Raw genomic sequence first — 11,595 nt, forward strand, 5'->3', positions numbered from 1 at the left:
CGCCACAGCGTTTTGCGTTGTAACGGAAGGTCGCCGGAACTTGTTCCTTCAAAACATGCCAAATCGGCTTACTCTTTCGGCCTTTCATTCCGCATCGCCGCAGCTATCCTCGCAACGAGCGGGATCGCGCCAAAATTCTCGATGGCCACCGACAGCTTCGGTTTCCAATTGGGATAGCGGTCGCCGGTGCCCGGAACATTGGTCGGCCTTTTCTCGCTTGTCAGGTCGGCAAGGCGGACGGCGGCAAGGAGCGACGGGGTCTTGGCAATGAAGCGGTGCGCGCTGACAGCCAGATTGCGCAGTTTCTCTTCATCCGCTGTTTTAGCGGTGAGCCGCGCCGGTGGATCGAGGCCTGCATCATCGAGCGCTTCCCTGAGGTCTCGGCGCTCGTTTTTCCGCTCCTTGACGTGTTGCTGCGTCACCTCCGGCGGCACGATGCCATGTTTAGCCCTTGCCTTGATATCGCGACCTCGCCACCAGCCGGCCAACGTCTCATGGTCATGGGTAGAGATGCAGGCGAGAGCCAGGGTCGGATAGACCTCCGCCGGTTTGAAGCCGCTTTTGTCCCGCTCATAAGAAAGGACGCGATAGGAAAGTATCTGCGCCTCGGAGAGATCGTCCTGCAATCCTTGCGGAAGCGTGCCCAGGTCTTCGCCGATCACCACGCAGCGGTATCGCGCCGAGGCCTTTGCCAGGATCTTCAGCAACCGATGTTGCGGGTAGTCGACATACGCGCCAGCCTCCGGCGGGCTGTCCAGCGGCACCAGAAAGAGGCGCCTCAGCGCCGCCGCGTGGTCAATGCGGATGGCGCCGGCATAGCGCATCGCCGCGCTCACCATCCGACGGTAGGGCGAGTGCTTGCCCGAAGCGATCGTCGAGGGCCGAAATGCGGCCAGATGCCAGTCCTGACCTTGCGTCGCAAAGGGGTCCGGCGGGCTTCCGATTGTTGCCCCGGCGATGTAGATGTCCCGCTTGCTCCACGTCGCGGAACCGTCGATGGCTTCGCCAACCGCAAGATCGAGGTAGAACCCCATCCGCAGGCCGACTTTGCGCGCATGCTCGGCAGCCTCGGCGAGTTGCCGGTGTGCCAGCCATTGCAGCCACATATGGAAGCGAACTTCGTCCGCATTCTCCCGCTCGAACTCCACTACCGCCGGACTATCCGGGTTTTGATATTCTGCCGGCCAGGTATGCCAACCAGCTCCTGCCGCGGATTTCACCATCGAAAACGAAATTGCTTCAAAGAGCGCATGACGGCGCAGTCCCTTACGGCCCTCACGCAGGAACGCCTCGAAATCAGCAGGATCGTAAACCCGGTGGCGCGGCGCGCCTCTCTGCCAGTTGGCCCAAAGAGACCTCAGGACGGCGAGCTTTGTGCGAGCGACCCCAACATAATCGACGAGATCGGTTTGCCGCAGGTCCTCCAGCTGCCGATCGAGCTCCGGGCGGCCTGCAAAGCCTGGAACCTGATCGACGGCTACGTAGAGGGGGTTAAGTCGCTGGCGGTTCGAAGGCTCGTAAGGGCTGCAGCGGTCGGGATCGGCAAGAAACGGAGCATGCAACGGATTGAGGCCGATGAAGTCACCCCCGAGCGACCGGACAATATCCGCCATAACCGAAAGATCCTCGAAATCTCCTATTCCCCAATTGCGCGAAGAGCGCAGTTCATAAAGCTGCAGGCTGATCCCCCAGACACGGGTCTTGCTGAGTACCTCCGGCAAGTATGCTTTCGGGGTCTTCTTTTTCATCGAGTGGGACTTTGCCGAATGAGCGCCGGCCTTCCCGGATGATTTCGGGGGCGCTTTCTTCGGCCGCGGCTCGATCTTCAAGGCGGCCAGGATTTTTCGCTTGGTCTCGTTGGAGATCGGCACTTCCTGACCATCCGGACTCGGCCTGGTGAGGCTGATGCCGTGTCGCCGAGCCAGTTCGTCGAGTTGCTTGGGCTTCATCGTTCAGTCGCCTTCCGCGCCTCCGGCCTTCGTCCTTCGCGAGGTCAGGTCTTGCTGATGCTCCAGATCACCGACCATGGTGCGAGACGGCTGCGGTTGATCGAGCCGCAGGCGAAAATCTGCTCCATATTCTCATTCTGCAAACTGATGGACGTCTCCTGATCGGTCAGGTTGGCTAGCAGATGCAGCTGGACACCCCCGGCCAGCGTCCAATCGACTGCGACCGCGCTCCCTGCGGTTCGAAAGACACCGGTCTTGCCGCCGAGACCGTTCAGCAAGGGCGCGATCCGGCGGTGTCTGATCTCCAGAAGTGTCTTGTAAAAGCCGAGGATATCCGCCGAAGAGGAATCGGCAAGCTTTGACCAATCGAGCTTGGCTGAAGCGAATGTGGAGTGCGCAGTCGGATCGAGAAGGTCTTCGGCATCGAAGCCTGGCAGCCGGGTCAGCTCCTCGCGGCGACCCTTTCTTACCTTTTCGTTAAGGTCCTCGTTGAAATCACAGAAATAGGGGAAGGGCTCTTCCGCGCCCCATTCCTCACCCATGAACATCATTGGGACCTGCGGTGCCAGAAGGTAAACAGCGGTTATCGCCTTGATCGCGTCCTTCGGGCGTGAGGCAACCATTCGATCCCCCAGTGCCCTGTTGCCGATCTGGTCGTGGTTCTGAATGAAGGAGATGAAGGCTGTGGGTGGAAGCTCCGCACTCGGCTTGCCGCGGGGCCGTCCACGATATGGCATGTGCTCGCCCTGGAATACGAAGCCAGCGGCGAGCGCCCGGCCGAGCTTGGCGACGTCACCGGCATAATCGGCATAGTAGCCGAAAGTCTCTCCAGTCGCTGCAACATGCAGCACGTGGTGAATGTCGTCGTTCCACTGCGCCGCGAAGAGCAGTGCCGTACCTTCGGTGTTCCGCTTCAGAATATCGCTGTCGTTGTCTTCGTTTTCGACAATCAGATGGACATTGCGGCCTGCGGCAGCTGCCCGTACACGATGGGCGAGCTCGTGCAGGAGATGTTCCTGGCTGTCGTCGTTGATCGCGTGGGCGGCATCGAGGCGCAGACCGTCGAGCCTGAATTCGGTAATCCAATATAGGGCATTCTGGATGACAAATTCGCGCACGGGCCCCGAATCCTCGCCATCGTAATTTATGCCACGGCCCCATGGCGTCTTGTGATGCTCGGTGAACAGCGGCGCATAGGCCGGCATGTAATTTCCATCCGGCCCGAAGTGATTGTAGACGACATCGAGGAACACACAGATTCCCCGGTGATGGGCCGCGTCTACCAAGGCCATCAGATCTTCCGGTCGCCCATAGCTACTATCCGGAGCATAGGGGAGCACTCCATCGTAGCCCCAACCGTAGCGACCCGGGAAATCGCTGACGGGCATGATCTGGATTGCCGTAACGCCCAGCTGCCTCAGGTGATCAAGCCTTTCAATCGCCGCTAGAAAGCGACCCTCCTGGGTAAAGGAGCCGATATGCATCTCATAGATGACGATCTCCTCCCATGGCCGGCCCGTCCACCCTTCTCTTCTCCAGCGATAAGAGGCCAGGTCAATAACCTCGCTTGGCCCATGAACGTCCCGCGGTTGGAAGCGGGAAGCGGGATCGGGAACTTCAAGGCCGTCCGGCAGCACGAACTGATAGAGGGCGCCCGGGCCGGCGCCAGAGACTTCGCAATGGTGCCATCCGTCACCAACCGGCCGCATCTCCAGTGGCTTAGCACCTTCTAACTTCACAGATACGCGTCGATGAAAAGGCGCCCAGAGCCGAAAAAGAACGCCGTCATCAGTGAGGATTGGGCCAAACATCATTCTGGTCAAGGCGGTGCCTTCCGGTTGAAACAGAGTGAACCGTTAACTCGACCGCCGTGAAAATGTTTCGAGCCTCTGCTGCTCTAAGAGCGCGAATGCAGCGCCCTTTCCGAGTAACCAGACACTGAGGGAGCTTAAATGACTCCGGCTCGCGGCCGTGCAATGTCGTTGACACCTTCCGCATCAGGCGCTTGCCCATAGCTCATGCGGCGCATTTGCTCAAGGACCCGCGCCATTTCCTCGTCAGGCAGCACCGGCGGTTCGCCGAGCGTCAAGGCCTGCACATAGATGCGTGACAACGTCTCGATTTCGATCGCCAGCCACAGGGCGGACTCGAGCGTCTTGCCGAGCGAGATCTGGCCGTGCTGACCGAGCAGACAGGCGAACCGGTCCGTGAGCGCCACCAGCGCGTTGTCCGACAAGGCCTGTGTCCCGAACGTCGCGTACTCGGCGCAGCGTATCGTGGTGCCGCCGGCGACGCCCGTCATATAATGGAAGCTCGGAATGGTCTTGTGGTGGCAGGCGAGCGTTGTTGCGTAAATCGAATGGCAATGCAGCACGACATTGATATCCGTGCGACTCTTCAGGATGTCGCGATGAAAGCGCCATTCGGACGACGGGCGGCGGCCGACGTAGGTGCCGTCGAAATCCATCTCCACCAAATCCTCCGGCGTCATCGCGTCGTAGGGCAAGGACGACGGCGTGATCAAAAAGCCGCTGCTGGTCCGCACGGACAGGTTTCCGGCAGTGCCTTGATTGATGCCACTCGAATTCATCCGCCGGCAGACATCGACCATTTCGCGGCGCAGCGCCGTCATATCGGTGTGTTCGTTCATGAAGTGAACCTTTCCTGATGGACGTTGAAATCGTTGCGCGCCGCATGCCGCGCCTCGGTTCGCCAGCGTCGGGCATAAGCAGCCAAGTCGGCGGGCGGATGATGGAAGACTGCAGGCTTTTCCAGTGCGATCGAGGCAGGTCCCCGGCGGAGTCCATGGGTTGCCAGGAGCGCTGCGCCGGATGCAACGCCATAGCGTTCGAGGCTGGCGAGCGTCTCGCAATCCGGACGGAGCGCGGCCACGAGCGAGCCATAGAGCGGATCCCGCAGGAAGCTGCCATCGAGAATAAGCGGTCCGCCGTTCGCCAGCGCATCGACGCATTCGATCGTCAGCAGCGCCGTGTAAAGAGCCGCCAAAGCCCGGCGCTCGGCATCGTCGGCGGGTTGAGGGCCCGCAATCCTTCCCCTGCCGGCGCTGCCCGGAAACAGGCCGTCATCTTCCCCGAAGGAGGGCAAGGCCATCGTGCCCTGCCCGATCAGCCGGCTGACAAGCCTCGCGCCGGCCTCGCCATTGGCATTGCCAACCCCTGCGAGGTGGCTGAATTCCCGCCCGCCCATCGTCAAGGCGCCGCCGACGGGGCGGCCAAATACGTCGCTGTTGCAGGTCATTCCCCGATGCTCATCCAGTCGCGTAAGCGGCGTCTCGGCGTTCAGCGCAACGATCCAGGTGCCCGTGGAAACGACGGTCGCATCCTCCAATCCCGCCGCCTGATAGCGGTAGAAGTTGGCGCTGCTGTCGTGAATGCCCGCCAGCACCCTCATATCGGCTGGCAATCCATACCGCTTCGCAAGACCGCGGCGGATGGTGCCGATTGCTTGCCAGGCCGTGGCGAATGGCGGCATCAGCCTGGCCCAGCCTTGCGAGGTCACGATTGGCGACCAGCGTCTTTCCGCAACGTTCCACAAATGGGATTGCGCACCGAGAACTGTCGTTTCCGACACCACCTCACCCGACAGCCGCCATGCCCAGTATTGCGGCACGCCGAGAAACCAGCATGATCCAGCAAAAGCCCCTGGCTGCGCCTGCTGCATCCAGAAAATCTGCCGCGCCTGATGGGTGGCACCGTGCATGATCGCACTGCCACGATCGAGGAAGGAGCCGGAGAGCGGTCGATAGCCTTCGCGGATATCGTCCGGCAAAGCCTGCTCGTAATCGATCATCGGCAGGACGGTTCCATCGCCGTCATCAGGATTAGATCCGACCAGCACGCCGCCGGAACCGTGACCGGTCGCGATGAAGGTGGAAAGCGGGTGGCGTCCGGAAAGAGCGGCCAGATTGTCGAACACCCAATCGCTCAGCCCCTGCAGGTCGTGATGCTTCCAAGGCGGGCCTTCCAGCACCGGGTTGCAGACCGACAGCGTTTCGACAACCTCACCTGTGGCCGTTACCGCATTGAGCTTCACGTTGCTCTTGCCCACATCCAGCACGACGACAGTCGCCGGCTGTCTGTCTTCCCTTCGATCGGTCGCCTGCCCTTCCGTCATTTCGGCTTTCCGGATTGCCGTTCAGATCAGGCCGTATTGCCGCGCCTTGTTGCGCAAGAACGGCAGGCCGTTGCCCATCACTTCGGCCTCATCCTTCGCAACCGGGCGCCAGACCGCGAGTCCGTAAGCGACTTCAGGCGGCATGTTGATGAAGCTTTCCATCGCCAGCCCGCCCTTGAAGCCTATGGCAGCGAGTGCCGCGTAAACCTCATTCCAGGGAATGTTGCCGTAGCCCGGCGTGCCGCGGTCACTTTCCGAAAGATGGATGTATTTCAGGTGATCGCGGGCATCGAGAATACCGTTGGCGGCGCCCTTTTCCTCGATGTTCATATGATAGGTATCGAGATGAACGAAAACGTTGTCGGCACCGACCCGCTCGATCATGTCCACCGCCTGCCGGGCCGTATTGATCAGGTGGTTCTCGTAACGGTTCACTGCCTCGACACCGAGTTCGATACCCTTAGACTTGGCATGCTTGGCCGCCGCCTGCAGGGCTCGCGCAATATTGTCGTATTCCCCTTGCGTCGGCGGAACGCCGGTACGCTCACCGATGCCGCCGAAGATCACGCCGGAAAGCGCTTCCGCGCCCATTTCCGCGGTCTTGTCGATGGCGACCTTCAAGTGCTCGATCGCCGCGTCAGGACGAACGGACGCCCAGGCGCTTTCCGGCAGGCCAAGCGAGCAGACAGAGCGCAGCCTGTGTTTTTCCAGCAGCGCCCTGGTATGTGCCGCATCGACCGCCGGCGCATTCAGGAGCGCGATCTCGATGAAATCCATCTCGTACTTGACGGCGGCGGCAATCGCCTTCTCCGCACCGGCGCGATCCCAGTTCATGGTCCACATGCTGGTGTGAACACCAAAACCTTCCATGGCCTTATCCCTTTTTTCGCTTGAGAAATTTGAGATGCCCGGCCGCATAGCGCAGGATCATCACGGTGATGAGCAGGATGCCCCAGACGGCTGTCGCAAGATGCTGGTTGGCTCCCATGAGGTTGAGGCCGGATGCGAGCAGCTGCAGAACGACGAGCGCCACGAAGACGGGGATGACCCTGCCAAAGCCGCCAAATGGATTGACGCCGCCGAGGAAGCAGGCAAGCACAGTGATCAGCAGATAGGATTCACCGTGGCCGACGCGCACCGAGTTGAAGCGGGCGAGCATGATGATGCCGGCGACCGCGCACATGGCGCCAGACAGCGTATAGACCAGCACCAGGACCTTGCGCGTACTGATGCCCGAATATCGCGTCGCCTCGATGTTCGAGCCGATCATGTAAGTGTTGAAGCCGAGCTTCATCCTTGTCAGCAGCAGATGCCAGATCGCCACGCAGCCTATGAAGACGAGAAGCGGCACCGGAAAACCGAGCACGCTGCCGTGGCCGAGAGGCGCAAGGTAGGCCGGAAAACCCGAGACATCGCCACCGTGAGTCAAGAACTCGCCGAGTCCGCGCAGGAAGATCATCATCGACAGCGACACCAGGATCGGGTGGGCCCGCGTATAGGCAATCACTAACCCCATCACCACGCCGCTCGCCGCCCCGACGCCGATAGCAAGGAGGCTGCCGAGCACGAAAGCAAAGGGTCCCGCATCCACGCCCCCGTGTGCCTTCAGCACCCAGGCCAGTGTCAGGCCGGCGATATTGGCGGTGAAGGTGATCGCGAGATTGAGCCCGCCGGTCAGCACCGGCAAAAGCATGGCGAGCGTGAGAAGCCCGAGTTCCGGTAGCTGGAAGGCCACCGAACCGAAAGTGGCGCGGCTCAGGAATTGTGGTGACGCGAAGCTGAAGAAGAGCAGGACCATGAAGAGCGCAAGTCCGGGCCCGGCCATTTCCGGCCCGATGATCGCCCAACGGCGCTTGAGGAGGGCGGTCATCTGCGGCCTCCTTCCTGACGCATGAACGGCAGCAGCTTTTCGATGCTGGTGTTCGACAGCGTAATGGCGACCAGAATGATGGCGCCGACGATCATCTTGAAAGCATATGGCGAGACGCCTGCGAGATTGAGGCCGTTCTGCGTGATCGAGATCAAGAGAACCCCGAGCACGCAGCCGAGGACGGAGCCTTTACCGCCGCCGAGCCGGGCGCCGCCAAGTACCACGGCGGCAAGCACGTCCAGCTCGCGACCATAAAGCGCGTTTGGAACGACTTCCTGTGCGTAGTGCGCCTGGATCAGACCTGCGATGCCGGCCATCAGTCCAAGCCAGCCAAAGGCGATGAACTGCATTGCCGCGATATTGATGCCGAACCGGCGCGCTCCTTCGGGATTATCGCCGAAGGCATAAAGCTGCCGCCCCGTCGTCGTTCGGGTGATGAAGAGCCAGGTAGCGACGACGCAGATGACCATGACCAGCACCGGCAGCGTGATTTCGATCCAGGTCCCATCCGCCATCTCGTGCTCGAACAGGACAACGCGCGAGGTCAGCCAGTCCGGGAGATTGTAAATCGACACGCCGCGCGTGAAAAACATCAACAGCCCGAAATAGATGTTGAAGGTGGCGATGGTCGCGACGATCGAAATGATCCGGAATCTGTGGATGAGGAAAGCGTTGACGGCGCCGAGCAGGATCCCGAGAACGCCGGCAATCAACAGACCGCTCACCCAACCGCCGCCCCCAATCCAGCCGAGCAGGATGGCAGTGATGTATTGAACGACCGAGGCTGCGACCGCAAAGGAGATATCGATGCCGCCGGCGATCAAGACGACGAGAAGCCCGACGGCGAAAATGATATTGACGGCGCTGGTGTTGAGCAGATCGAACGCGTTTCCGAGCGAGAAGAAGCGGTCGGTGATGATCGACAGGAACAGGCTGATGATCACCATGACGGCAAGCAGCGCAAATTCCGTCGCGTGGGATTGAACGAGTTTATGCATAGACGGCAGCCTCGATGTCCTCAAGCGCGCAGTCGCGCGGCGTGAACCGATTGACGATACGCCCCTTGGCCATGTGCAGCACGCGGTCCGCATGAAAGTAGACCTCCGGCACCTCGTCGGAGATCAGGATGATCGCGAGGCCGCTGGCTGCGAGTTTGGCGACGATATCGAAGATGCCGGCGCGGGCACCGACGTCCACGCCGACGGTGGGAGCGTCGAGAATGAGCAGCTTCGGACCGGTCGCCAGCCACTTGGCGATGGCGACGCGTTGCTGGTTGCCGCCGGAAAGCGTCGAAATCGCATCGTCCTGCTTGCCGATCTTGATGCCCAGATCAGTGATCCATCGGGCAACCAGCTCCTGCTTGCCGGTATCGGACAACAGCCCACCGGAGATGATGCGGTCGAGCGATGCAATGACAAGATTGTCGGCGATCGACTGCGGCTGAATGAGCCCGAGAGACAGCCGATCCTCGGAGAGATACGCGATCCCGGCCGCGATCGCGTCGCGATTGGAGGAGAAACGGACCGGCTTGCCCTCAAGCCTGATGGTACCTGCCTTCGGCTTCAACATGCCGAACAAGGAGAGCGCGAGCTCGGTGCGCCCGGCACCAAGCAGGCCGGTGATGCCGAGGGTCTCGCCGCGTCGGACGGTAAAGGAAATATCCTGAAACTGCCCCGGCCGGGTGAGACCCTCGACCTCCAGCACCACCGGATTGCTGCCGACGTCACGGACATGGATCGTCTGGTCGAAGGTCTTGCCGGTCATCAGTTCGGTGATGCGCGACTGGGTCATTCCGCTCGTCGGGTAGACGCCGACGAGCGCCCCGTCCCTCAGAACCGTCAGCCGGCTCGATATCTCGAGCACCTCGGCCAGCCTGTGGCTGACGAATACCACGGCGACACCGGATGCAGAGAGCGTCCGGACGATGTCGAGCAGATGGTCCGTTTCCGATTGCGTCAGCGAGGCAGTCGGCTCATCCATGAAGACCAGCTTGGCTTCGCCGATCAGCGCACGCGCAATCGCAACGATCTGACGCTTGGCGATCGCGTAGTCCTTCAGCGGCCGGTCGACATCCAGCGTGACGCCGAGCCGAGCCAGCGCTTTCAGCGCGGTTTCGCGCATGCTGTCGTAATTGACAAACCGGGGCCAGCGGCCAAGCACCGTCTGAAATGCGATGTTTTCGGCAACCGTCATTTCCGGAAACAGAGCAAGGTCCTGCCAGATGACCTGGATGCCTGCGGATTGCGCCGTCACCGGCGACATGTGCGTATAGGTCTGGCCGTCGTAATCGATGACGGCGCCGGACTGCGGACGGTAGACGCCGGTGATGATCTTGATCAACGTGCTCTTGCCGGAGCCGTTTTCACCGGCCAGACAGTGCACCTCGCCCGGCAGAACGTCGAAGCTGACATTCTTCAGCGCCTTGACGCCGCCGAAGGTCATATTGATGTTATGCAGGGACAACAGCGGCTCCGGGCGGCCGCTCTCCACAGTTTCAGGTGCGATCATCGTTTCGATCCGAAGAATTCCCGGGCACCACCGAGCCAGCCGAAGCCAGCCCGGCAGCCCGGGAGGAACGCGTTCGGGGAACGTTACAGGCCCATGCCCGCGAGTTCGTCCACCGTGTCCTTGTTGATCGGCAAGAGTTGATCGACGATGATGTCGTTGCCGACCGGCTTGATCACGCCAAGACCGGGAATGTCGTCGCCTTCCTTGACACTCTCACCCTTGATCAGGCGATCGGCCAGCGTCACGAAGACTTCGCCGGCCTGCTTCGGATTCCACATAAAGCCGCCGGAGATCGCATCCGCTTTGATCAGCTTCTGGCCCTGACCGGGTGAGAAGGGCCCGAGAACGAAGATTTCTCCAGTCTTGCGCCGCTCCTCGATGGCGCGGCCGGCACCGATCGGGCCTTGGCTGCCGAAAGCGAGAAAGCCCTTGAGGTCCGGATGAGCCGAGATGAGATCGAGCGCCGTCGAGCGGCTCTTGTCGACATCTTCAGCCACGCCGTACCGTTCGCCGACGAGCTTCATATCAGGATAATTTGCCTTGATGTAAGCGACCGCCGCATCGGCCCAGGCATTGTGCAGCGGAACTGTGAGCGAGCCGACGAACACGGCATATTCGCCCTTGCCACCCATCTTCTCAGCCAGAAGCTTGGCATGAGCTTCGCCGAAACCTTTGGACGAGGCCAGTTCGAAATTCCAGTCGGCGCCCTTCTGGCCGGGAGATTCATGGGTGATGACGATGATACCCGCGGCCTTGGCTTTGGCCAGAACGGGTTCAAGCACCTTGGCATCGTTCGGAACGACGCCGATCACTTTGACCTGCTGGGCGATCAGATCCTCGATGGCGCGCACCTGAAGCGCCGGGTCGGCACTCGTCGGACCCACCATGAAAGCATCGAGACCGAGCTTGGTCCCCTGCTCCTTGATCCCGGCCTCCATGGCATTGAACCACGGAATGCCACCGATCTTGACGACCACGCCAACCTTGTCGGCGGCCTGCGCAGCGAACGAAGCTCCAAGCGACAACGCTGCAGCAAGCGCTGCAATCATAAGCTTTTTCATGCTTCTCCTCCTCCGAACGTTCCGCGCAGGAACACGCCTTCGGCCGCCAATTGGCGTGCCAAGTTTCAGTTCC

Annotated in this window: 9 protein-coding genes; all 9 read right to left on the reverse strand. The window is 61.0% G+C overall.

All coding sequences use genetic code 11. The features are described 5' to 3' along the window. Positions 1-68: 68 nt before the first annotated feature. The 9 genes from malQ to ACPYOI_RS17680 all read right to left on the reverse strand — a co-directional run bounded on the left by malQ (position 69) and on the right by ACPYOI_RS17680 (position 11,522). Complete coding sequence (gene malQ / locus ACPYOI_RS17640; protein ID WP_481423127.1) at positions 69-1,949, reverse strand: 4-alpha-glucanotransferase; 1,881 nt, start codon at positions 1,947-1,949, stop codon at positions 69-71. A gap of 44 nt (positions 1,950-1,993) precedes the next feature. Further along, a complete protein-coding gene (gene treZ, locus ACPYOI_RS17645; protein WP_481414477.1) occupies positions 1,994-3,772 on the reverse strand; it encodes a malto-oligosyltrehalose trehalohydrolase in 1,779 nt (592 codons plus the stop codon). A 125-nt stretch (positions 3,773-3,897) separates the two neighbouring features. Beyond that, positions 3,898-4,599, reverse strand: coding sequence for a class II aldolase/adducin family protein (locus tag ACPYOI_RS17650; protein ID WP_481414478.1), 702 nt, complete (start codon positions 4,597-4,599; stop codon positions 3,898-3,900). Then, positions 4,596-6,083 (reverse strand): FGGY-family carbohydrate kinase, encoded by a 1,488-nt coding sequence (locus ACPYOI_RS17655; RefSeq protein WP_481414479.1) that lies wholly within the window; start codon positions 6,081-6,083, stop codon positions 4,596-4,598. The genes ACPYOI_RS17650 and ACPYOI_RS17655 overlap by 4 nt, the downstream gene beginning before the upstream one ends. A 21-nt stretch (positions 6,084-6,104) precedes the next feature. Then, positions 6,105-6,953 carry a sugar phosphate isomerase/epimerase family protein gene (locus ACPYOI_RS17660; protein WP_481414480.1) on the reverse strand — a complete coding sequence of 283 codons (849 nt, stop codon included), beginning with the start codon at positions 6,951-6,953 and terminating at the stop codon, positions 6,105-6,107. A 4-nt stretch (positions 6,954-6,957) separates the two neighbouring features. Continuing rightward, on the reverse strand, positions 6,958-7,953 hold the full coding sequence (locus tag ACPYOI_RS17665; RefSeq protein ID WP_168829934.1) for an ABC transporter permease: 996 nt from the start codon (positions 7,951-7,953) through the stop codon (positions 6,958-6,960). Further along, on the reverse strand, positions 7,950-8,951 hold the full coding sequence (locus ACPYOI_RS17670; protein ID WP_481414481.1) for an ABC transporter permease: 1,002 nt from the start codon (positions 8,949-8,951) through the stop codon (positions 7,950-7,952). Before ACPYOI_RS17670 ends, ACPYOI_RS17665 begins: the two co-directional genes overlap by 4 nt. Next, a complete protein-coding gene (locus ACPYOI_RS17675) occupies positions 8,944-10,461 on the reverse strand; it encodes a sugar ABC transporter ATP-binding protein (RefSeq protein WP_481423128.1) in 1,518 nt (505 codons plus the stop codon). Before ACPYOI_RS17675 ends, ACPYOI_RS17670 begins: the two co-directional genes overlap by 8 nt. Positions 10,462-10,544: 83 nt before the next feature. Next, entirely contained in the window at positions 10,545-11,522 is a 978-nt protein-coding gene (locus ACPYOI_RS17680) for an autoinducer 2 ABC transporter substrate-binding protein (RefSeq protein WP_168829931.1), read from the reverse strand. Between the last annotated feature and the right edge of the window lie 73 nt (positions 11,523-11,595).

It is taken from the genome of Rhizobium sp. SVR5-2C, assembly GCF_056755115.1.